Source organism: Streptomyces sp. NPDC027663 (assembly GCF_055566415.1).
Genome location: NZ_JBVHSK010000012.1, coordinates 168039 through 191209 on the forward strand (window position 1 = coordinate 168039; position 23171 = coordinate 191209).

15 protein-coding genes are annotated in these 23171 nt (G+C 72.5%); 7 read left to right on the plus strand and 8 right to left on the minus strand.

What is annotated here, in order from left to right; genetic code table 11:
- Window positions 1-23: 23 nt before the first annotated feature.
- Window positions 24-1487 (minus strand): aminotransferase class I/II-fold pyridoxal phosphate-dependent enzyme, encoded by a 1464-nt coding sequence (locus tag ACZ4SF_RS28030; RefSeq protein ID WP_468389324.1) that lies wholly within the window; start codon window positions 1485-1487, stop codon window positions 24-26.
- A 143-nt stretch (window positions 1488-1630) separates the two neighbouring features.
- Here ACZ4SF_RS28030 and ACZ4SF_RS28035 point away from each other — a divergent pair, with 143 nt between their 5' ends.
- The gene (locus ACZ4SF_RS28035) at window positions 1631-2797 is read left to right on the plus strand and encodes an amidohydrolase (RefSeq protein WP_468389326.1); all 1167 of its coding nucleotides are present in this window, start codon (window positions 1631-1633) and stop codon (window positions 2795-2797) included.
- 15 nt (window positions 2798-2812) lie between these two features.
- Here ACZ4SF_RS28035 and ACZ4SF_RS28040 read toward each other — a convergent pair whose 3' ends face one another.
- Entirely contained in the window at window positions 2813-3163 is a 351-nt protein-coding gene (locus ACZ4SF_RS28040; RefSeq protein ID WP_468389328.1) for an ANTAR domain-containing protein, read from the minus strand.
- 132 nt (window positions 3164-3295) lie between these two features.
- Between ACZ4SF_RS28040 and ACZ4SF_RS28045 the strand changes: the two genes are divergently transcribed.
- A complete protein-coding gene (locus tag ACZ4SF_RS28045) occupies window positions 3296-4249 on the plus strand; it encodes a helix-turn-helix domain-containing protein (RefSeq protein ID WP_468389330.1) in 954 nt (317 codons plus the stop codon).
- Between the two features lie 51 nt (window positions 4250-4300).
- On the opposite strand, the gene ACZ4SF_RS28050 is transcribed toward ACZ4SF_RS28045, so the two are convergent.
- The 4 genes from ACZ4SF_RS28050 to ACZ4SF_RS28065 form a co-directional block, all read right to left on the minus strand.
- A complete protein-coding gene (locus ACZ4SF_RS28050; RefSeq protein WP_468389332.1) occupies window positions 4301-6550 on the minus strand; it encodes a discoidin domain-containing protein in 2250 nt (749 codons plus the stop codon).
- A gap of 201 nt (window positions 6551-6751) precedes the next feature.
- Window positions 6752-7567, minus strand: a complete 816-nt coding sequence (locus ACZ4SF_RS28055; RefSeq protein WP_468389334.1) for an inositol monophosphatase family protein — start codon at window positions 7565-7567, stop codon at window positions 6752-6754.
- 90 nt (window positions 7568-7657) lie between these two features.
- A complete protein-coding gene (locus ACZ4SF_RS28060; protein WP_468389336.1) occupies window positions 7658-9454 on the minus strand; it encodes an RICIN domain-containing protein in 1797 nt (598 codons plus the stop codon).
- A 225-nt stretch (window positions 9455-9679) separates the two neighbouring features.
- Window positions 9680-10846, minus strand: coding sequence for an FAD-dependent oxidoreductase (locus ACZ4SF_RS28065; RefSeq protein ID WP_468389338.1), 1167 nt, complete (start codon window positions 10844-10846; stop codon window positions 9680-9682).
- 293 nt (window positions 10847-11139) lie between these two features.
- Between ACZ4SF_RS28065 and ACZ4SF_RS28070 the strand changes: the two genes are divergently transcribed.
- Window positions 11140-12147 carry a Ppx/GppA family phosphatase gene (locus ACZ4SF_RS28070; protein WP_468389340.1) on the plus strand — a complete coding sequence of 336 codons (1008 nt, stop codon included), beginning with the start codon at window positions 11140-11142 and terminating at the stop codon, window positions 12145-12147.
- 146 nt (window positions 12148-12293) lie between these two features.
- Here the strand turns inward: ACZ4SF_RS28070 and ACZ4SF_RS28075 are convergent, their stop codons facing one another.
- Window positions 12294-13418 carry a GNAT family N-acetyltransferase gene (locus tag ACZ4SF_RS28075; RefSeq protein WP_468389342.1) on the minus strand — a complete coding sequence of 375 codons (1125 nt, stop codon included), beginning with the start codon at window positions 13416-13418 and terminating at the stop codon, window positions 12294-12296.
- A 639-nt stretch (window positions 13419-14057) separates the two neighbouring features.
- Here ACZ4SF_RS28075 and ACZ4SF_RS28080 point away from each other — a divergent pair.
- From ACZ4SF_RS28080 to ACZ4SF_RS28095, 4 genes are all read left to right on the plus strand, one after another.
- Window positions 14058-16700, plus strand: coding sequence for a glycoside hydrolase family 31 protein (locus ACZ4SF_RS28080; RefSeq protein WP_468389344.1), 2643 nt, complete (start codon window positions 14058-14060; stop codon window positions 16698-16700).
- Between the two features lie 166 nt (window positions 16701-16866).
- A complete protein-coding gene (locus ACZ4SF_RS28085; RefSeq protein ID WP_468389346.1) occupies window positions 16867-17643 on the plus strand; it encodes a polysaccharide lyase family 7 protein in 777 nt (258 codons plus the stop codon).
- Window positions 17644-17736: 93 nt separating this feature from the next.
- Window positions 17737-18198, plus strand: coding sequence for a hypothetical protein (locus ACZ4SF_RS28090; protein WP_468389348.1), 462 nt, complete (start codon window positions 17737-17739; stop codon window positions 18196-18198).
- Between the two features lie 163 nt (window positions 18199-18361).
- Window positions 18362-19342, plus strand: a complete 981-nt coding sequence (locus tag ACZ4SF_RS28095) for an SMP-30/gluconolactonase/LRE family protein (RefSeq protein ID WP_468389350.1) — start codon at window positions 18362-18364, stop codon at window positions 19340-19342.
- A 141-nt stretch (window positions 19343-19483) separates the two neighbouring features.
- On the opposite strand, the gene ACZ4SF_RS28100 is transcribed toward ACZ4SF_RS28095, so the two are convergent.
- Window positions 19484-22858: a pyruvate carboxylase gene (locus ACZ4SF_RS28100; RefSeq protein WP_468389352.1), complete on the minus strand. Its 3375-nt coding sequence runs from the start codon at window positions 22856-22858 to the stop codon at window positions 19484-19486.
- Between the last annotated feature and the right edge of the window lie 313 nt (window positions 22859-23171).

The window sequence follows — 23171 nt, forward strand, 5'->3', positions numbered from 1 at the left end:
GGGGGCCGGCGGGGCCTGCCCGGTCACGGGCGTTGCATGACCCGCAGGGTCTTCAGGGACGAGTCCGTCGCGTCGGGGACGAGGAACCCGTGGGCGACACCGCTGCGCAGGTAGTCGACGATCTCCGCGGTGATCACCTCGCCCGGCGCCACCACCGGCACGCCCGGCGGGTACGGGCTGATCATCTCGGCCGCGACACGGCCGGCGGCCCGTTCCGCGGGCACCTGTTCGGCGGGGCCGAAGAACGCGTCGCGGGGCAGGACGGCCTGTTCCAGTTCGAGGGCGCGGGGCTCGGGGAAGTCCACGGCGGGCTGCCGCTCGATGCTGTCCGCCCGCTCCACCAGCGTGCGCACCGCCTCCAGCAGAATCTTCTCGGTCTCCTCGTCGTCCGCGTGGGTGATGGAGGCACTGATCCGGCAGCTGTCCGAGCCGCCCATGTCGACGTGGCAGTGGGTGCGCAGCCACTCGGTCGCCTGCATGCCGCTGATGCCGAGGTCCCGTACGTCGACGACGATCTTCAGGGGGTCGTACTCGGCGGCCAGGCCCTCCTCGATGATCTCCCCGCCCATCACCCGCAGGCCCGGCAACTCGCGCAGCCGGGCGCGGACGCGCTCGGCGCGGTGCAGGGCCGCGTCCAGGAGACCGTGCCCCTGTTCGGCCATCTGCCGCCGCCAGCCGTCGAGGGCGGCGTAGACCAGGCAGGAGGCGCTGGTGGTGCCGAGCAGGTCCTCGCGCTGTTTGAGCACGTCGGGCGAGATCCGGTCGTGCTGGAGGTGGAACACCGAGCTCTGTTCGATGGCGCCGCCCATCTTGTGCACGCTGGTGAGGACGAGGTCGGCGTCCGCGTCCATGCCCCACGTGGGCAGGCCGGGGTGGAAGGGGAGATGGGCGCCCCATGCCTCGTCCACGATGAGCGGCACGTCGAAGGCGTGGCAGGCGTCGGCGACTCCCCGGATGTCGGCGCAGGTGCCCCAGTCGGTGGGGGTGATCAGCAGCATGCCCTTGGCGTCCGGATGCTCGCGCAGCCGGTCGCGCACGTCGTCCGGCTCGGGCGGGTGGGCCATGTGCCGTTCGCCGTCGAACTTCGGGTGCACCCAGATCGGCTCGACGCCGTTGATGATGACGGCCGCGACGACAGACTTGTGCGCGTTGCGGGACAGCAGCAGCTTCTCGCCCGGCCCGGCGACCGAGCACATCGCGGTCTTGACCGACAGGGAGCTGCCGCAGGTCGAGAAGAAGGCCTGCTCGGCGCCGACCGCGTCCGCCATCAGCTCCTGTGCCTGCTCCAGCACGCCCTGGGACTGGCGGCGGTTGTCCAGGCCGTTGAGGGTGAGCACATCCGAGCGGAAGACGTCCAGGCCGAGAACTTCGGCCACCCGGGGATCGGTTCCGCGGCCCTGTTTGTGCCCGGGCGGCCCGAACACCACGTCCCCTCGCCGCCGGAATTCCTGCAGTGCCTCCAGGACGGGTGCGCGAGAGTGATCCATGGATGTCCTCCTGAGCCGGTCGGTGCCGCACCCACCGTGTTGCACCCGCGGCGCGCGCCAAACCCGCGCGGGCGGTGTCAGGAGCCGTCCGGGTGGAACCCGGGCGCGGCACGGGACAGGCCCGCCGTATCCCAGGAGGCGTTGTGTCACTGAACCGCCGGGTCCGCGAGGAGGTCGCGCGGCGCGCCGACGCGCTGTGGGCCGTGGCGTCGGCGCTGCACGCGGACCCCGAGACCGCGTTCGCCGAGCACAGGGCGGTGACGCTGCTCACGGGCGAGTTGGAGCGCGCGGGTTTCGAGGTGCGGCGGGAGGTGGCGGGGCTGCCGACGGCGTTCACGGCCCGCTCGGGCCGGGGCCGGCCGGTGGTGGCGCTGTTGCTGGAGTACGACGCCCTGCCCGGGCTCGGGCACGCCTGCGGGCACGATCTGATCGCGGCGGCCGGCCTCGGGGCGGCCCTCGTCGTGGACGCCGTGCGGGACGGCACCGGGGGAACGGTCCTCGCCGTGGGAACGCCGGCCGAGGAGGGCGGTGGCGGCAAGGCGCTGGAGGTGGCGGCCGGGGTCTTCGACGGCGTGGACGCCGCCCTGATGTTCCATCCGGGGGTGTACGACTGGGTGCGGGCGCCGCTGACCGCGCAGGAGCAGTACCAGGTCGCCTTCCGGGGCCGGGCCGCGCATCCGACGGGCGACCCCACGGAGGGCATCGACGCGCTCGCGGCGCTGATCGAGCTGTTCAACGTCCTGTCGGCGCTCGGCCGGCGGCTGCCCGAGGGGTCGCATGTGCAGGGGATCATCACGCACGGCGGCACGGCCACGAACATCGTCCCCGAGTACGCCGAGGGCCGGTTCGGACTGCGTGCGCTGACCACCGCCGCCCTGGACGAGCTGGCGGAACAGGTGCGGACCGCGGCGGAGGGCGTGGCACGGGCGACCGGCACGTCCGTCGCGATGGAACGCGCGAGCGTGCGCTATGAGCACTTCCGCGACAGTGCGGTGCTGTCCGAGCGGTTCGCCGGTCATCTGGACCGGGCCGGCATCCCTCTCACCCCGCCCGTTCCCGGCGTCTACCTGGGGTCGTCCGACATCGGCAACGTCAGCGGCCGGGTGCCTGCCATCCACCCTTTCGTGGCGATCATGGACGCCGACGGCTCCGACCACACGCCCGAGTTCGCCGCGGCCGCGGCGTCGGAGCGCGCCCGCCGGGTCCTCCTCGCGGTGGTGGAGGCGCTGGCCTGCACGGCGCTGGACGTCCTGCGGGACGCGGATCTGCGTGAGCGGGCGTGGAAGGACCTGCGCGGGGCGGCCGACTGAGCACGGTACGGGCGCTCAGCCCAGCCGGTCGTACCGCACCACCGTCGGGTCGTACCGGCCGTCGTCGTCGACGCCGGCGCGCGCGTGCTCCATGGCGGTGGGCAGGGCCCGGCGGATCGTGTCGGGCAGCCGGCCGCCCGACGGCCACTCCACCAGGCAGCGCGCCACTTCCCGCAGTTTGATGTTGGTGTGCTGCGACACGTGCTTCAGGACGTCCCAGCCCTGCTCCGGACGCAACCGGCCCACGACGGTGACCACGCCGATCGCCTGGTCGACCAGGACGTGCGATACCAGGGCCCGGCGCAGCTGGCCCACCTCCTCCTGGAGTGCTTCCAACTGGTCCGCCTGCTCGTCACGTCCGATCATGACTTCACCCTGCGAGGCCCCTCGACACTCGGCCAGCCGCCAGGCGAACGACCTCGCGCACCACCGTCCAGAAAGCGAAAAGCTGCTGGTCAGCAGGCGCATGGACGTGCGTTTCAGGGGCATTTGGGGATCATGGAATCGCTCACTTTCGACAGCGACGACCTGGAGGTCACGGCGGACTTCCTCAGCCAGGCGTACGCCCGCATGCGCATCGCCAGCGGTACGCCCGGCTCCAACCGCGCCCGGATCCACCGCGCCGGTGTCTCCTCCATGACCGTCGACGAACTCGCGCTGGACTTCGAGATGAGCTACTCGGTGACCCCGCTCGGCCGGATCTGCCTGTGCCTCGTGCACGAGGGCACCGTGCAGGACCACCGCTCCCCGGGCGTCGAGGACGACTTCGGCCCGGGTGACATGGTGCTGTTCGCGCCGCCGGACGTGCCGTACTCCGGGCGGATCTGCGGCGCGCGCTACAACATCACCATGCTGGATCCGGCGCTGCTCGCCCAGGTCGCCGCGGAGCCGGACGCCTCCCGCCCGGTACGGCTGACCGGCCACCGGCCCCACTCGGCGGCGGCTGCGCGGCAGTTGGGCCGCACCATCGCCCATCTGCGCGACACGGTGCTGTCCGATCCCGGGATCGCGGACCATCCGCTGATCGCCTCGACGGCCGCCCAGCATCTGGCGGCGAGCGTCCTGGCCGCGTTCCCCAACACGGCCCTCACCGAGCCGACGGGAGCCGATCGCAAGGACGCGCACCCGGCGATGCTGCGCCGTGCGCTCGCATACATCGACGATCATGCCGACGAGCCCGTCACGGTCGCCGACATCGCAGCCGCGGCCCATGTGACGGCCCGCGCGCTGCAGTACGCCTTCCGGCGGCACCTGGGCACGACCCCGCTCGCACATCTGCGCCGGGTACGGCTCGCGCACGCCCATCTCGCCCTGGTCGCGGCTGATCCCGGCGGCGGGGACACGGTCACCGCGATCGCCGCCCGCTGGGGCTTCCACCACCCGGGCCGTTTCGCCTCCCTGTACCGGGAGACCTACCGGCGGGCACCGCACGAGACCCTGTCCGCCGGCTGACGGGCGTCCCGCGGACGGAGCGGGACTCCGTCCGAGGGACACGGGGCGGGCTCACGGGTAGGACGTCACCTTGGACGGGACGGTTCCGGTCCCGGAGGTGGGCGCGCCGGTGGCGTTGACGACGTGGGCGTACTGGCCCTTGCCGCCCAGCGAGATCACCAGCAGGTCGTGCATCCTGATCCCGGAGGTCACGGGCACCTGGAAGCCGTGGGCCTGGACGATCGACGGATCGGCCGTGTAGTTGCAGTAACTGCCCAGGCCCCATGCCTCGTGGGTGGTCACGGAATCGGCGACCTTGTAGGCCGCGTATCCGACGGTGCCGTCGTGGGTGACGGCCGCGGCGTCCGGCGCGTCGTACGCCTTCTCGTTCTGGAAGAAGATCGTGCGGCCGCGTTGTCCGCTCCAGTGGACGTCGTACTTGTTGAAGTGCTCGACGAACAGGCCGGTGGCGAGGACGTCGTTCCCGTTCACGCGCAGGCCGTAGTCGGCGCGGTTGGTGTCCCAGCCGACGCCGCTGCCGTGGTCGGCGCGCCAGATCCAGGTGTGGTCGATGATGACGTCGTCGCCGTTGACGACCAGCGAGTTGGTGGCGAGTCCGGGTCCGGCGCCGCCGATGCGGATGAACACGTCCTGCAGGGTGGTGGGATCGGCGGAGTGGTCGGCTCCGGCGCCGGGGGTTCCGATGCGCAGGAGGGTGTCGGAGTTGACCGGGCCGGCGTCGATCAGGAACCCGGCGAGTCGCACGCCGTCGACGTCGGCGACGTGCATGGCGTCGATGCCGTTGTCCGGGACGAGGGTGGCGAGGCCGAGGCCGAGGACGACGGTGCCGGCGCGGGTGACGTCGATGGTCCGGTCGAGGTGGTAGACGCCCGGGGTGAAGAGGAGGTTGAGCCCCTGGGCGAGGGCCGCGTTGATGGTGGCGGCCGTCGCCCCCGGTTTGACGACGTAGAACCGGTCGAGCGGGAGGGACGTGCCCGGGCCGGCCGGCCAGGACACGCCGCGGGCGTCGGTGCGCTTGGCCGGGACGAACACCTTGTAGGTGCTGCCGTCCAGGTAGAGGAACGGCTTTTCGCGGGAGACCGGTGTGGTGTCCAGCGTGGTGTACGGGCCGCTGTCGAAGTCGGTCGCCGGGGCGCCCTGGACGCCGGAGAACGTCATGTTCCACACGCCGTTGGTCCAGCCGCCGACCGAGCTGTCGCGGGTGTACCACTGCTGCTGGGAGTACGGGCCGACCGTGCCGTCGATCTTGGAGTCCGCGATGTAGCCGCCAGAGGCCCAGCCGTAGCCGTCGGGGGCGAGGTTGAGGCCGCCCTGGACGTGGATGCGGCGGAAGGGCGCGGCCTGCGCGACGGCCCAGCGGTCGGTGCCGTTGGACGGCCTGACGGCGAGGTTCTCCGCCGAGCGCCAGAAGTTCTGGGTGGCGTTGCCGTTGAACCAGCCGGCGTCGACGGTGATGTCACCGTTGATCTGGGTGTCGTCGGGGTTCAGGCCGAGTCCGGAGACCGAGGTGTAGAAGCCGAGCTGGGCGTTGATGCCGTTGTACGTGCCGGGCTTGAGCAGGAACTGGTAGCGGCCGGTGCCGAACTGTGCGGACTCCTGCCGGGCGAAGACGTCGTCGAACTTCTGCTGCAGGCCGGGGGTGGAGGGGTCGACGACGATGACGTTCGGGCCGAGGTCGCCGCCGCCCTCGATGGGCGGGACGCCGGTGGAGCCGGTGTGTACGGCGACCTCCCACAGGGAGTACCCGTAACCGGTGCCGCGTGCGGTGCCGTGGATCCGGACGTACCGGCCGGAGCCGCTGACGTCGTACGACGCCGTGCCGCCGGTTGCGCCGGTGACGTTCTTGAGGGTGCTCCAGCTCTGCCCGTCGGTGGAGGCCTGGATCCGGAAGTCCTTGCCGTAGGCGGCCTCCCAGGTCAGGTCGATCCTGCAGAGGTCCTTGGCCGAGCCGAGGTCGACCTGCAGCCACTGGGGGTCAGAGGCCTGGCTGGACCAGCGGGTGGTGGTGCTGCCGTCGAACGCGGCGGAGGCGGGGGTGCCCGCGTTCTCGGTGGAGGAGGCGGACGCGGGCCTGCCCTGGGCGGCGTTTGCGGTGCCGCAGCCGGACGGGCCGTCGGCCGTTCCGGTGTCTGCGTCGACGGCCGGGACGGCAGGGGTGCCGTGGTTCTGCTCGGACGACGCGGTGGCCGTCTTCCCCCGGGACAGCGGGGTTTCGGCGGCGGCCGCCGGAAGATGGGTGGTGGGCAGGGCGGTCAGCGCGGCCGCGGCGGCCAGCGCGACGGCCAGGTCTCTCAGTCTCATGCGGCGGCTCCGGAGGGCTCGGAGGGGTCAAGCGGCTGACCCCACGGCTTAGTTCATGTTTTGATTTAAGTGATGAACCAAGCGGGCCACAAGCCTTCGGACGTCATGTCCTTCAACTGCCGTACCGGAAGGACGGCTTCACTCGGAGCTGCGGGCCGTGCCCGTGCCCCTCAGAAGCCGTCCGGTTCCGTCGGGACGGCGTCAGCGCTCCTGGAGCCCCTGGCGCTTGACCAGCTCCAGCAGGGCGGCGTGCGTCCCGGCGTCGGCCGCCGCGATCAGCCCGCCCGCGCCGGTGTGCACCGGCTCGCCGTACAGACCGGTCACCGTGCAGCCCGCCGCGCGGCACAGCGCGATACCCGCGGCGAAGTGCACGCTGTCGGCCAGGTGTCCGTCGGTGACATAGGCGGCCCGTCGCCCGGCGGCGACCCAGGCGACCGCGAGGGTGCTGGAGATCACCCGGGGCCGGAACCGTTCGGCGAAGCCCGGGTCGGCGAGCAGGCCGGCCGCCCGGAAACCGGGGGCGTTCGGGAACGGCGGGTCGAGGTTGACGTCCACCAGCGCGGATCCGGCCGAGGGCGTCAGGTCCTCGTCACCGGCGTCCCCCCGGACCCGGGCGCGCTCGCCGTCGGTCCAGAACACCTCGCCGCCGAACGGGTCGGCCGTCGCCGCGGCGGTGATCTCCGTTCCGGTCCGCAGAGCGACGTTCACGCCGACGAGCATGGTGCGCACGGCGTAGTTGAGGGTGCCGCACAACGGGTCGACGAGCCAGCGGCGGTGGGCGCCGGCGGCGCCGCTGCGTCCGCTCTCCTCGGCCGTGACCGCGTCCTCGGGACGGGCGGCGCGCAGGACGTCCAGGATGGCCCGCTCGGCGGCCAGGTCCGCTGCCGTCGCGAAGTCACCGGCGGTCTTCTCGTAGCGGTCCAGCCGGCGTCCGTACAGGTCACGCACCACCGCCGCGCCCGCCTGTGCCGCGGCCACGGCCAGCTGGGCGTCGGATTCCCCGTTGATGATCGACATGGGCCCAGGGTAGGCGAAGTGTTCCGCGTGGCCGAAGAGTCGGCCCGGGCGCGCGTCGGCGGGAGTGCCGGTGCGGGCCCGGGCCGCCGGTCAGGAGCCGGCCGGGACGAGGGAGAGGGTCTGTTCGGCTGCGGTGCGGCCGCCGCCTACGGGACCGCCGCCGGTGTGCGTCCAGGTACGCAGCGGGGTGGTCTCGGCGCGCCGGCCCTCGGTCGCGGAGAGGCCGAGCACGAGGCCGCTGTAGCGGTTGACCAGGCGGTAGGTGCCGCCGGTGTGGGAGTCGGGGATGAGGAACCACTGCTGTCCGACGGACGGTTCGCCGGACCGGGCCCGGCCGACCGTGGGCCGGGCGCCCCAGGCCCGGCCCGCCGTCTTCGTGGAGTCGACGCCCAGCAGCCGGCCGGTGGCCGCGTTGGTGACGGTGAAGGCGCCGTCGCCCGTCGGGTCGAAGTACCACGACGCGCGGCCGGACCCGGTGCGCCGTGCCACCGAGGTGGTGCCGGAGCCGCCGGGGGCCTGCGCGAGGATACGGCCCGTGCCGGCGGCGATGCGGTAGCGGCGGCCGGTGTCCACGGGCGGGGCGGCGGGTTCGGAGGATTCGACGGTCAGGTCGACGTACTCGCCGGAGGCGTCGTGGGAGCAGCCGAAGGAACAGTAGGCGCGGAAGCTCCTGCCGATGATCATGGAGTTCGTCTTGTTCCCGTCGTCGAGGAACCAGCGGTACCAGGAGGCGGTGGTGTAGTCGCCGGTGTCGCCGATGAGTTCCCACTTCTGCGTGGCGAGGTCGTCGGTGGCGTACAGGTACTGAGGTGAGTCGCCGCTCTGGTCGACGGCCTGCGGAGTGCCGATGTAACGGCCGAGGTAGGCGTCGTAGGCGATGTTCATCACGAACAGCGGTGAGGTCGGGGGCATCTTGCCCGCCGCGATCTGCTCGGCGGACGTACCGGTGTTGGCCGGGTCGTACTCGGCGGACCTGGTGGTGTAGCCGGTGGGGTGGTCCGCGTCGACGGGGACGATGTTGCTCTCCCGGCCGCCGGTGCCGGGCTCGGTCCAGGCGCCGTCGTACCACTTGTGCCAGGAGCCGGGAGCCATCTTCGCGGCGATCGGAGCGCGGGCCACGTGCGCGTAGAACGCCTTCCAGCCGCCCTTCTTGTCGACGATCCGCGAGCCGTAACAGACGTAGAAGTAGCCGGAGGCGGTGTCGACGAACAGCCGCTGGTCACCGTCCCCGTAGGAGTACGTCTGGTTCGGGAAGGCCGTCGTGTCCCCGCGCCCGGTGCTGTAGGGGGAGGTGAGCACGTGGTCCTTGATGGTCCAGGTGCGGCCCCGGTCCGCCGACACCGCGTAGTCGATCGCGTCGTAGTGCAGTCCGTCACCGAACGGCCGCGGGGTGAACTCGTTGTGCACCAGGCCGTACCAGTCACCGGTGTCGGGGTCGATCCACACGCCGGACAGGTCGCAGTAGTTCTTCTGCGCGTAGCCCGAGCCGCTCGGCGCGTACGTGGCCTCCCGCCCGGTCGGGCTGTTGTTGCACCGCCAGGTGGTGTCGTCGTTGCGGTCGGCGGAGTTGGCCGGGTCCACCGCCGTGCTGAGCGTGCGGTCGAAGGTGGCGGTGTCGAAGTCCTTGCCGGTGTAGAAGTCCCACACCCGTGGGTCGTCGGCGCCGTAGAGTGCGGCGGACTGCTGGTAGTGGAAGGTGCCGTCCCTGTCGGTGTACGGGGTGGCCGGGGTGTCCGTGGGGTGGGTGAACGGCACCGGGGTCCCCACGCTCACGGTGTAGCCGGCGTCGCCGGGGGGCGCGGCCTGTGCGGGGGGCGCGGTGGCGCCGCCCAGGGCCAGGGCGACGGCCGCGGACACGGCGCCGCCTGCTCTGCTCAACAGTCGCACGGGTGCTCCTTGTTGCCGAAGGGCCGGTTGCACGGAACGATCCGGCCCCTGTGCCGCCCCGGCAATGGACTCCCGTGCTCCGCCTCTTGCACTTTCGTGCGCGGATGCGGGCGCGTGCGGCCATGTTCGCGCAGGGCGGCCGGTGTGGTGCAGGGCGACCGGTCTCGTGCAGGCGGCCGTCCGCCCGGCGCACCGGGTTCGCACACGGCTCCCGTGCGGCTCCGGTCAGCGCGGCTCGGGCGGGGCCGCGGACAGCGGGGTGTCCCAGGCCAGTTGGCGGATCAGTTGCGCGTCCGGCTCGACCGGACGGGCCGTGACGGGCGCCGGGCCGGACGGGGTGCGGGTGCCTCGGGAAAGGCCGCCGCTGACGGTGATGTTGTGCTCCACGCGCGGGCGCCGGTGCCGCTCGTACGCGGTGAACGCCGCCTTGGGACCGGGCAGGTCGCGCAGCGCCTTCGCGAGGACGACGGAGTCCTCCAGGGCCATCGAGGCGCCCTGGCCGGTCGCCGGGGAAGCCGCGTGGGCCGCGTCGCCGACGAGCAGGACACGGCCGGTGTGCCAGGGGGTGCCGAGCGGCAGCTCCGTGGCATTCGTGACCATGATCGCGTCGTCCGAGGCCGCCACCAGGCCGGCGGCGGGCGTGTCGTCCTTGTCGAGCAGCGGCAGCAACTGCTCGCGCAGCACGGCGGCGGGCGCGGCGGACGCCCCCGCCGGCAGCGGGTCGCCGCCCGCCCGGGCGAACCAGTACGTCTCCCCCGCCGGTGACACGGCGTACCCGAAGGCGGCAGCGCTGCCCCGCACCATGGTGATGGCGCCGGCCGGGTCGGCCGCCGGTGCCGTGCCGGTGTAGCCGTAGTAGACCCGCTGGCCCGCGTACCCGGGCCCGGTCCCCGGCGCGACGAGCCCCCGCACGAGCGAGTTGAGGCCGTCGGCGCCGATGAGCAGGTCTCCGGTGGCCGTGCTGCCGTCGGCGAAGCGGGCGGTGATGCCGTCCGGGCTTTCCGTGACCGACGCCAGCCGGGCGCCGTGACAGAGCCGGATGCCCCGCCGGACCGCCTCTTCCTGCAGGGCGGCGTTCAGCTCGCCGCGGCGCAGGCAGCGGTAGCGCAGCGCGGGAACGCCGGCCTCACCGAGCGGCGCGCGCATCTGCTCGGCGCCCTCGCTGTCGAGCAGCCGCAGCGAAGTCAGCGGAAAACCGACGGCCGTGACCGCGTCCGTGGCGTCCAGCTCGGCGAGGGCCCGCATGCCGTTGCTCGCCAGGGTCAGGAAGGCGCCGATGTCCTCGGCCGTGTCCGGGTGTGCCTCGAACACCGTCACGTCGACACCGGCCTTGTGCAGGGCGAGGGCGGTCGCGGTTCCTGCGATGCCACCGCCGATCACCAGTACCCTCATCGCATCCGCTCCGGTCACCCGCCGCTCCTCGCTCCGCCAGTGGTGGTGACCATCTAAGACGGGGCGGGGGCGGACGGGGAGTCGAGTCGCCGGGTTCCGGACAGGGACGGGGTGGCCGGGGGGCGCCCGCCCGGCGCGGACACCGGTGGCGGCACGGCTCGGCATGCGCGTCCCGCGTCCGGTCCGCCCCGGCGGCCTCCTCGTCGCGCCCGAGGCACGGACCGGATGTGCCGTGCACCGGCACGCCCCCTGTGCGAGGGGGTGGCCTGCCGTGAAGTGGGTACGTCCCGGCCATGCGGGTGAGCGTGGTGGATGCGGGTTCGAACACGGTCCGGTTGGTGATCGCAGACGTGGAGGGCGGAATTCCGCTGCCGGTGCACACCGTCAAGTGGAAACTGCGCCTGTCCGAACACGTCGCAGCGGACGGCACCATCGCCGACGAGGCGGTGGACCGACTGGTCAAGGCGGTGGCCGCGGCGGGCGCCACGGCGCACAGGTGGCATGCGGCGGGCCCGCTGGCCTTCGCGACCGCGGTGGTCCGCAACGCGCCGAACCGTGATGAGGTTCTCCGGCGGGTGGCGGCCGGAACCGGAATCCGCATGTGCACCCTGCCCGGTGAGACCGAGGCCGAGCTGACCTTCCTGGCGGCGCGCCGCTGGCTCGGCTGGAAGGCGGGCCCCCTCGCGCTGCTCGACATCGGCGGCGGCTCGCTGGAAGTGGCCTTCGGCAGGGGCCGGATGCCGGACTTCGCCGCGTCCCTGCCGCTCGGTGCGAACCGGCTGACCCAGGAGTACCTGGCCGTCCAGGACCCGCCAGGACCGGCCGAGCTGAAGGAGCTGCGTCGCCGTATCCGCCATGAACTGCGGGACGTGGCCTCGCGGATCCGGTGGGAGCGGCCGCGCACCGCTGCCGTCAGTTCCCGTACTTTCCAGCAGCTGGCCCGGCTGTGCGGGGCCCGGCCCGGGCGGTACGGGCCGTTCGTGGCGCGTGAACTGGTCTGCCGGGATCTGCGCGCGGCGGTGGACGCCCTTGCCGCGCTGCCCGCCGCCGAACGCGCCCAGCTGCCCGGGATCTCCGCGCCGCGCGCCGCCCAGAGCCTGGCCGGGGCGGTCGTCGGGCACACGGCGCTGAAGCTGATGGGCCTGCCCCGGGCCGTGGTGTGCCCCTGGGCGATCCGCGAGGGCGTGCTGCTGCGCTACATCGAGGACGGCGCCGACTGGTGGAAGGACGCCACCGACGCCGGCGACACCGCTGCCCCGGCCCCGTCGGCGACCCTGCGCATCGCCACGCCGTCCGCGTGAGCGGCGGGCGGACCGGCCCGTGCCGTTCGCTGGAGGGCGCTCGCGCCCCCGTCCCTCGCCGGCCGGGCACCCGTGGGCGTGGACGGGCCGTTGCGGCGGACTTCTGAACGCGGGCTCGAAGGAGCCCGCCGACACCGGTCCGTCGCTCAGCCCGAGCGCGGCGGACGCGGGCGGACCGTCGCGGTGGCTTCCTGACGGCGTGTCCGCAGGCTGCCCACCGTCCTCAGCAGCCGGTCGGCCGGCTCGCGCAGGCGTGGATGGGCCAGCACCGTGTTCCGCAGGCCGCGCACGGGCCGCCGCCACAGGTGCCGGGCCAGCGCCACCGGGTGCGGGCGGGACGCAAAGCCCTCGCCGACCCGCAGCTCACGGGTCTTCAGCCAGTTCTTGTACTCCTTGTCGCCGCGTCCGAGGTCCACCAGGGTCACACCGTGCCGGGCGGCCGCCTCGGCGGTCCTCAGGTGCATCATCAGCCCGGGCGAGTAGGTGGGGAGTTCGGGGTCGTACGCGGTGAACCAGGCTGCCAGCACGGTGCCCGACCGCGGCCCGAAGTGGGCGGCCACCGGCCGGTCGCCCGCGTACAGGACGGACAGCACCCCGGTGAAGTGCTCCTCGCGGACGCCGGACAGATGGTCGACCAGACCGACGATCCACGGCCGGGAGAACCGGTCCATACGACCGGTCCTGCGGTACTGCGCCGACTTCCACCGCATGAGGGTGCGCAGCGCCCTCGGATCACGCTCGTCGAACACGAACCGCACCTCGCCGACGTCCCGGCCGAGCCGGCGCTCCTTCTTCAGCGTGGTCTTCGCCAGCCCGGGGTACGCACCGCGCAGCCAGTCCGCGTAGCTGCCGTCGCCGGGCTTCACATCGATCACCGGTGAGGCGAACGTGCCGGTCACGAACGGCTCGAACGGCGTCTGCTCCCGCACCAGATGGTCGAACTCGAAGATGCTGAGCCCGCAGGCCCGCAGCAGCTCCTGCGCGTTCCAGGTGACACCGGGCCGGTGCACCAGGGCCTGGCAGTCGGACAGGCCGAGCCCGATGGCCCGGCCGGTGCCGAACGCCCCCCGCTCGTACGGGAGGAAGCCGACCGGTTCGCCGCCCTCCCGCAGCACCGCCACCCGCGCCCCGGCCCGGAACCGGCCGACCGCGATCGCGAACTCCGGTGCGAGGAAGGGGTTGGCGTACTCCGGGGACTCGTCCATCGCGCGGTGCCAGGCGCCGCGCAGTCCGGGCGTCAGCTCACCGGGTCTGTGGACGGTGATCTGCATGTCAGCTCGACCGCCCCTCGGCCGGCTTCCCCAGCGGCGCGCCCGGGACGGCACAGCCCGGTGAGGCATGTGGATCGTGGCTCGTGGATCGCATGCGACCGCTCCCCCCATGACGCGCCGGGCGCGTCCTGTCAGTGGTACCCGAGTCTCCCGCTGCGGATCGCGCGTGCCGGTTCCTCCGGTGGACGGCCGTGTCGCCGGCCGGAATCCCGAACCGTAGGACAAGGCCCAAAGCTCGCGAAACAGCACGCACCTTGCAAGGGTGCCTCAGGCGACCGAGGGTTCGCCACGGGTCCACGGACATCGGTGACGACCCGGGACGGACTTCGCACGGCCGTTCGGGCTCAGCCGGACTGCCGGCCGAGGCGGTCGTCCCCACTGCCAGGTCCTGTGCGCCGATCACCGACAGCGGGAGGTGACCGATGCCGCTGGGGCGCCGGCGGCACTGTGCCGACCCCGGCGATGCTGCGGACGCCCGCCGCGGACTGACGGTCCCTCGGCAGCGGTATTGACATGAACCTGCGTCAACCCCGAGGCTTCGTGCGTGAAGTTGCTCGTTTGACGCTCATTTCAAGCTCTTACGAGCAGCGCCGCATAAGAACAGTCAGTCCGCAAAGGTGCGAGGGGAGCTGTTCCGCCGTGCGAAGACTCCGACGCCGTGTGCCGTGGCCGGCCTGGATACCGCTGGGGCTGGCGAGCGTCCTGGCCGGGACCATGCTCGCCGCCCCGGCCCCCGCCCGGGCCGCCGCCGACACCACCGGTGCCGTACTGGACCCCGCTCACAGCAGCGTCAGCTGGCAGAGCCCGGTCTACGCCAAGGGCACCGGTGGCGGCCCCGAGAAATGCCCCGACGCCGCAACCGACCCCGCCGACAGGGTCTGCGACCGCTTCGACCTGACCGTCTCGGTGCCGGACGGCTACTGGGACGACAACCCCGAGGGCGGCGTCCCGCTGTCGGTCGGGTGGGAGCGCCCCTCGGACGACTTCGACCTGTACGTCTACGACGACCACGGCAAGCAGGTGGCGTCCAGCGCGGGCACCGCCGACCCGGAGGCCACGGTGATCCCGCGGGCGTCGGGGACCTACCACGTCGTGGTGGTGCCGTACGAGGTGCACGACAACTCCTTCACGGGCACCGCCTATCTGCCGGCCACCACGGACGCCGGCGACCTCACGTCCTTCTCGGGCGGCGACGGCAGCTACACCGTCCGGGCGGGCGTGCTGACGGCCCGCGCCGACTTCCTGAAAGGCGGTCAGCTGCGGTTGCAGGCGGACCCGTCGGGCGCGCTGAGCGACCCGGCCGGCACGGCGATCGTGCGCAGGCAGCCGGCGCTGCAACGGCACACCTCCTCCTTCGACGCGGGCGACTACTACGGCATCCGCTCCCCGGAGGCCGTGCTGCGCGTGTACAAGAAGCCGCTCCGCTTCGCGCTGTACCAGCCGGACAACCGCACCCGGATCTGGCAGGAGGACAAGCCGCTGCGCTGGTCCACCGGCGGGATGCGGCAGAGCCTGACGCGGGGTGCGGACGAGCAGTTCTTCGGCGGCGGCGAGCAGAACGGCAGCTTCTCGCACCGCGGCCGGACGATGTACGTCGCCAACAGCTTCGACTGGAACGAGGGCGGCTACAACAACTCCCAGCCGTTCTACCTCTCCAGCGCGGGATACGGCGTCTTCCGCAACACCTTCGCGCCGGGCGTGTACACCTTCGGCTCACCGGTCACCACCGGCCAGCAGGAACGGCGGCTCGATGCCTACTACTTCCTCGGTGACGCCAAGCAAGTGATCGGCAGGTACACCCAGTTGGTGGGCAAGCCCTTCATGCCGCCGGTCTACGGCCTCGAACCGGGCGACTCGGACTGCTATCTGCACAACGCCAACCGGGGCGAGCGGCACACGCTGGACGCGCTTCAGATCGCCGACGGCTACACCGAGCACCAGATGCCGCTCGGCTGGATGCTCGTCAACGACGGCTACGGCTGCGGGTACGAGAACCTGGAGCAGACCGCGAAGGGCCTCCAGGACCACCACGCCCAGCTCGGCCTGTGGACCCAGGACGGCATCGACAAGCTCGCCGACCAGGTGAAGGCCGGCCAGCGGGTGGCCAAGCTGGACGTGGCCTGGGTCGGCAACGGCTACAAGTTCGCACTGGACGCCTGCGACGCGGCGAAGAAGGGCATCGAGGACAACAGCGACGCGCGCGGTTTCGTGTGGCTGCCGGTGTCCTGGGCGGGTGCCCAGCGCTGCGGGGTGCTGTGGAGCGGCGACCAGAAGCTCTCCTGGGACTACATCCGCTGGCAGATCCCGACGTACGCCGGGGCGACCATGTCGGGCATCGCCTACAACACCGGTGACGTGGGCAGCATCTACCGCCACGACGCCGAGATGTACGCCCGCGACCTGCAGTGGAAGGCGTTCCTGCCGGCCGTCATGACCATGGACGGCTGGGCGAGCGACATCACCACGGGCAAGCCGGCCGATCAGCAGCCCTGGCGGGACGGTGAGCCGTACACCTCGGTCAACCGCAAGTACCTCCAGCTGAAGGAGCGGCTGCTGCCGTACATGTACACCCTGTCGGCCCAGGCGGCGAAGACCGGTGTGGGTGCGGTGCGGCCGCTGTGGCTGGAGTACCCGGACGACCCCGGCACCCTCGGCGCGCAGGCCAGGTACGAGTTCCTCTCCGGCCCGGACCTCCTCGTCGCGCCGGTCTACGAGAACTCCGACACCCGCGACGGCATCTATCTGCCGAAGGGCACCTGGACCGACTACTGGACCGGCCGCACCTACGAGGGCCCGACCACGGTCGACGGCTACCACGCCCCGCTGGACACCATCCCGCTGTTCGTGCGCGAGGGTGCGATCGTCCCCATGTGGCCCGAGGGCACGACGAGTTGGCAGACCCGTGACCGGCACGAGCTGGACTGGGACCTGTATCCGGCCGCGCACGGCACCAGTCACTACACGCTGTACGAGGACGACGGCGTGACCCGGGACTTCGCCAAGGGCTCCGCGGCCACCCAGCGGGTCGCGCTGCACGGCGACGCGCGGGGTACGACCGTGACCGCCGGCGCGAGCAAGGGCGACTACACGGGCAAGCCGGCGGCCCGGTCGTACCGGTTCACCGTCCATGGCGCCACGGCACCCGAGCGGGTCCTGCTCGACGGGCGGCAACTGCCGCAGAGCGCTTGGTCGTACGACGCCGGCACCCGTGTCGTCACCCTCACCACGCCACGCCTGTCACTCGACCGTGGCTTCACCGTGCGCCTGGTCGACAAGAGGTGAAGGAACCATGTCGACAAGAGGTGAACCATGAGCAGGGCGAGGGCGCCTGTCGAACCTCTTGACGCGTCAGGTTCAGGCCTTTAGCTTCTCGGGTCACCAGCGACCAAGGATGCGTTCAGTGTTCACCATGCTGAACGCATCCTGGTCCTCCGAAGGGACCCCCCACATGACCCGATCCCGGCTCCTCGCGGCGACGACCACCACCGGTCTCGCCCTCGCCCTCACCGTCCTCGGCACCGGCGGTGCCGACGCGGCCGACCCGCACGTGGCGCCAGGCGGCAACTTCGACCTGTCCGTGTGGCAGCTCCAGGAGCCCGTCGGCTCCCCCGGCAGGCCCACCACGATCCCGTCGTCCCGCCTCCAGGGCCGCAACGGCTTCCAGGACGCGTACTTCTACACCGACACCCGCGACGGCGCGATGACGTTCTGGGCGCCCGAGAAGGGCGTCACCACGCCGAACTCGAAGTACGCCCGCTCCGAGCTGCGCGAGATGAATCGCAACGGCTCCGCCGCCGACTGGCCGCTGACCGGGTCCCACCGCCTGAGCGCGACCCTGCGCGTGGTCTCGGTGACCAAGAACGTGTGCGTCGGCCAGATACACCTCGGCTCCGGCGGCTCCTCCACCAAGCCGCTGGCGGAGCTGTACTACCGCTCGAACGGCGACATCGTCCTCGGCACCGAGGACTCCCCGGCCGGCGGGCAGACCCTGCATCCCGTCGGCCACGTGTCCATCGGCAAGACCTGGAGCTACACCATCGCCGTCTCCGGCGGCACCACCATCGACCTGACCGTCGACGGCACCACCAGCCACTACGGCATCCCGTCGTCCTTCAAGCCCTACAAGCAGTACTTCAAGGCCGGGTCCTACAACCAGTCCTCCTCGGACAGCACCACCGCCGGCGCCCGCGTGGCCTTCTACGGGCTGACCGTCTCCCACGGCTGACACGCGGCCCGACCTGCGCGAGTGGTGCGAACGGCGGGACGGCCGTAGCGTCGTGGTCACGCGTCGGGGACAGCACGACGGGCGGGAGCGGCCATGCGCGGATCAGTGGTGGGAACGGCGATCACCCTGGCGGCAGGGACCTTGCTGACAGCAGCCATGACGACGGCCTCGGCCAGTCCGCCGCCGACCACTTCGACACCTGCCCGGGCCACCGCGTCCCAGCCCGTCCTCGTCGACTGCCTGTGGAACCGCACCGTGCGCCCCGACGAGTTCATCCTGGCCTGCGGCGACGGCAACAGCCGCCTCACCGGACTCCGCTGGTCGCAGTGGGGTCCGGACGGGGCGACCGCCGATGGTGTGAACATGGTCAACGACTGCAAGCCGTACTGCGCGGCCGGCACCTTCCACGCGTACCCGGTGACCGTCCGGCTCGACGGGCCGAAGCCCTGGAAGAAGCACCCGGACGTGCAGCGCTACGGCCGGATGAGCCTGACCTACGACGACGCCCGTCCGGAGGGCTTCCAGCGGGTCATGGTCTACCCGCTCTGGGACTGACCGCCCCGGCCCGGCGTCACCCGCGCGCCCAGCACCCGGCGTCCCGTGGTGGTCCGCGCGGGCGACCCTGCGGCCCCGGCTCCCGCCGGCGGCGCCCCGCCCACCGTCATCGTGGTGTGACCCCGCACGCCGGCGCCCAGCGCGCCGACCGAGAAGAGGTCCCATGCCCCGACTCCCCCGCCTGGCCGGTGCCGCCACGGCCGTGCTCGTGCTCGGCCTGGTCGCGGCGGCGCCCGCACCCGGCCCCGATCCGGTCGTCAGCGACGCACGCGTCGTCGCCCGCTTCGGCCCGGGCGCCGGGCAGACGCCCGAGAACATCGCCCTCGACCGCGACGGCTCCGCCGACCTGACCTTCGCCCTCGCCCGGCAGGTCGCCCATGTCACCCCGGACGGCCGGACCCGTATCCACACGACCCTGCCCGCCGTGCCGGACCCCGCCACCCCCGTCGTCGGAAGCGCCGTCGTCACCGGCATCGTCCGCGCCCACGACGGCACGCTGTACGTCAACTACGCCACCGGCACCAGCGCGACCGGCATCTGGCGGCTCTCCCCGGCCGGCGGCGCACCGCAGCAGATCGCCGAGCTGCCGGCCGACGGGCTGCCCAACGGGCTGGCCCTCGACGAACGCCGGGGCGTGTTCTACGTGGCCGACTCGGTGCGCGGCACGGTCTGGGCCGTCCCCCAGTCGGGCGGCACGGCCACGGCATGGGCGACGGGCACGGCGCTGGCTCCGCTGCCGGCACCGCCCGCGTCCGGCTACGGCGCCGACGGCATCAAGGTCCACCGGGACGCCGTGTGGGTGTCCAACAACGACCGGGGCACGCTGCTGCGCATCCCGGTGAACCAGGACGGCTCCGCCGGCCCGGTCGAGATGCGGGCGGACGGCCTGCAGGGTATTGACGACTTCGCCTTCCCCGGGCACGGCAGGAGCGTGCTGGCCGCGCTGAACCCAGGGAACAAGGTGGTCCTGGTCCACCCGGACGGCACCGCCACGACCGTGCTCACCGCACAGGACGGTCTGTCCAGCCCGACCGCCGTGGCCGTACACGGCCGCACGACGTACGTGACGAGCGCCGCGTACGTCACCCGGCGGGACCCCAACCTCCTCCTCGCCCGCATGCGGCATCTCCTCCGCCTCGGGTAGCGGCGGAACGAACCGCACGAGCAGCCGGTACGCCGCTCGCCGCCGGCCGGATCGCTCCGGCGGGCGGCGAGTGCGGGCGTCAGGCCGGATCGCTCCGGCCGGCGGCGAGTGCGGGCGTCAGGCGCCGGGCGGGGGCCGCCGTCAGGCGAGTTCCGCCAGGAGGTCGCCGCCCTCGACCTGCTGGATGCGGTTGATGGCCAGCCGGGACACCCGGCCCGCCTTCGGGGCGGTGATCGTGGCCTCCATCTTCATCGCCTCGATGGTGGCGATCGTGGCACCGGCCGCCACCTCGTCGCCCTCGGTGACGGCGAGCGTCACCACTCCGGCGAACGGCGCCGCGACATGGCCGGGGTTGGCGCGGTCGGCCTTCTCCGTCACGGGCACGTCCGAGGCGGCCGCCCGGTCACGTACCTGAATGGGCCGGAGCTGGCCGTTGAGGGTCGACATCACGGTGCGCATGCCGCGCTCGTCGGCCTCGCCGATGGCCTGCAGCTCGATCAGCAGCCGGACCCCGGGCTCCAGGTCGACGGCGTACTCCTTGCCCGGGCGCAGGCCGTAGAAGAACGCCTTGCTGTCCAGCACGCTGGTGTCGCCGAAGCTCTGCCGGTGCGTGTCGAACTCGCGGGTCGGGCCGGGGAACAGCAGCCGGTTGAGCGTCGCCCGCGTGTCCTTCGCCAGCCCCTCGCGGTCCTCGGTGGACAGCGCCGGAGCCGGCTTGGGCTCGCCGCGGCCCTGGAGCGCCTTGGTGCGGAACGGCTCGGGCCAGCCGCCGGGCGGGGTGCCCAGCTCGCCGCGCAGGAAGCCGATCACCGAGTCGGGGATGTCGAACCTGTCGGGGGCCGACTCGAAGTCCGCCGGGGAGACACCGGCGCCGACCAGGTGCAGGGCGAGGTCGCCGACCACCTTGGAGGACGGGGTGACCTTGACCAGGCGGCCGAGGATGCGGTCGGCGGCGGCGTACATCGCCTCGATGTCCTCGAAGCGGTCGCCGAGACCGAGGGCGACGGCCTGGGTACGCAGGTTGGACAGCTGGCCGCCGGGGATCTCGTGGTGGTAGACGCGGCCGGTGGGGGAGGCGAGGCCCGCCTCGAAGGGTGCGTAGATCTTCCGGACGCCCTCCCAGTACGGCTCCAGGTCGCCGACGGCGTGGAGGTCGAGTCCGGTGGGCCGGTCGGAGTGGTCGGTGGCGGCGACGAGCGCCGACAGCGACGGCTGCGAGGTCGTACCGGCCATGGAGGCCACCGCGCCGTCGACCGCGTCGGCGCCCGCCTGGATCGCGGCGAGGTAGGTGGCCAGCTGGCCGCCCGCCGTGTCGTGCGTGTGCAGGTGCACCGGCAGGTCGAACTCCCGGCGCAGCGCCGAGACCAGCTTGGCGGCGGCCGGGGCGCGCAGCAGGCCGGCCATGTCCTTGACGGCGAGCACGTGGGCGCCGGCGTCGACGATCTGCTCGGCCAGACGCAGGTAGTAGTCGAGGGTGTAGAGCCGCTCCGACGGGTCGTTGAGGTCGGCGGTGTAGCAGAGGGCGACCTCGGCGATCGCGGTGCCCGTCTCGCGTACGGCGTCGATGGCGGGGCGCATCTGGCCGACGTCGTTGAGGGCGTCGAAGATGCGGAAGATGTCGATGCCGGTGGCGGCGGCCTCCTGCACGAAGGCGTCGGTCACCTCGGTCGGGTACGGGGTGTAGCCGACGGTGTTGCGGCCGCGCAGCAGCATCTGCAGGCAGATGTTCGGCACCGCCTCACGCAGGGCGGCGAGCCGCTCCCAGGGATCCTCGGCGAGGAAGCGCAGGGCGACGTCGTAGGTGGCGCCGCCCCAGCACTCCAGGGACAGCAGCTGCGGCAGGGTGCGCGCGACGACCGGGGCGACGGCGAGGAGGTCCTTGGTGCGCACCCGGGTGGCCAGCAGGGACTGGTGGGCGTCGCGGAAGGTGGTGTCGGTGACGCCGATGGTCGGCGACTCGCGCAGGTGCCGGGCGAAGCCCTCGGGGCCGAGTTCCACCAGGCGCTGGCGGGAACCCGCGGGCGGCTCGCCCGCGGACGGCGACGGCAGCTTGGTCAGCGGGTCGAGCAGGTCGGGCCGTTCGCCGTGCGGCCGGTTGACGGTGACGTCGGCGAGGAAGGTGAGCAGCTTGGTGCCGCGGTCGGCGGAGTGCCGGGAGGTGAGCAGGTGCGGGCGCTGCTCGATGAAGGAGGTGGTGACCCGGCCGGCCTGGAAGTCGGGGTCGTCCAGGACCGCCTGCAGGAACGGGATGTTGGTGGCCACACCGCGGATGCGGAACTCGGCCACGGCACGCCGGGCCCGGCCGATGGCGGCCTTGAAGTCCCGGCCGCGGCAGGTGAGCTTGACCAGCATCGAGTCGAAGTGCGCGCTGATCTCCGTACCGGCGTGGGTGGTGCCGCCGTCGAGCCGGATGCCGGAGCCGCCCGGCGAGCGGTAGGCGCTGATCCGGCCGGTGTCCGGGCGGAAGCCGTTGGCGGGGTCCTCGGTGGTGATACGGCACTGGAGGGCGGCACCGCGCAGGGTGACCGTGTCCTGGGCGAGGCCGAGGTCGGCGAGGGTCTCGCCGGAGGCGATCCGGAGCTGGGCCTGGACCAGGTCGACGTCGGTGACCTCCTCGGTGACCGTGTGCTCGACCTGGATGCGCGGGTTCATCTCGATGAACACGTGGTTGCCGTCGCGGTCGAGCAGGAACTCGACCGTGCCGGCGTTGCGGTAGCCGATCTCGCGGGCGAAGCGGACGGCGTCGTCGCAGATCCGGTCGCGCAGCTCCGGGTCCAGGTTGGGGGCCGGGGCCAGTTCGATGACCTTCTGGTGGCGGCGCTGCACCGAGCAGTCACGCTCGAAGAGGTGAATGACGTTGCCCTCGCCGTCGGCGAGGATCTGCACCTCGATGTGGCGGGGCTCGACGACGGCCTTCTCCAGGAAGACGGTCGGGTCGCCGAACGCGGAGGCGGCCTCGCGGGAGGCGGCCTCGATGGACTCGCGCAGCTGGGCCGGGTCCTCCACACGGCGCATACCCCGGCCGCCGCCGCCCGCGACCGCCTTGACGAAGACCGGGAAGCCGATCTCCTCGGCGGCGCGCACCAGTTCGTCCACGTCGGTGGAGGGGGCGGAGGAGCCCAGGACGGGCACGCCCGCGGCGCGGGCCGCGGCGACGGCGCGGGCCTTGTTGCCGGTCAGCTCCAGGGTGGCGGCGTCGGGCCCGACGAAGGTGATGCCCGCCTCCTCGCAGGCGCGGGCCAGTTCGGGGTTCTCGGAGAGGAAGCCGTATCCCGGGTAGACGGCGTCGGCGCCGGCCCGGCGGGCGGCGCGCACGATCTCCTCGACGGAGAGATAGGCACGCACCGGATGCCCCGGCTCGCCGATCTCGTAGGCCTCGTCGGCCTTCAGCCGGTGCAGTGAGTTGCGGTCCTCGTGCGGGAACACGGCGACGGTGCGCGCGCCTAGTTCGTAGCCCGCCCGGAACGCGCGGATCGCGATCTCTCCACGGTTGGCGACCAGCACCTTGCGGAACATCCTGGATTCCCTTCAGCTGCCTGCCGGCGACGAACACCCTGGTGTCAGCCACGCCCTGCCGTACTCGCGGCCACCTTAGGGGGTGCCCGCACGGGTCGACGTGCGAAAACCATCACACTGACGGGGTGGGCGACGCCACAGGGGCGCGCCGGGCCGGCCGGGTCGGAAACGGCAGCGCACGCCGTCAAGGCGGCGATCGCCCGCCCGCTGCCTGCGTACGTCACCGCCGGATCAGGGAGATCGAGGAGGCGCTGTGCCGGGGCCGGCCGGCCGGGTGGCGGTGCTCGGGGAGACTCTTCGGCACTTGCGTTCG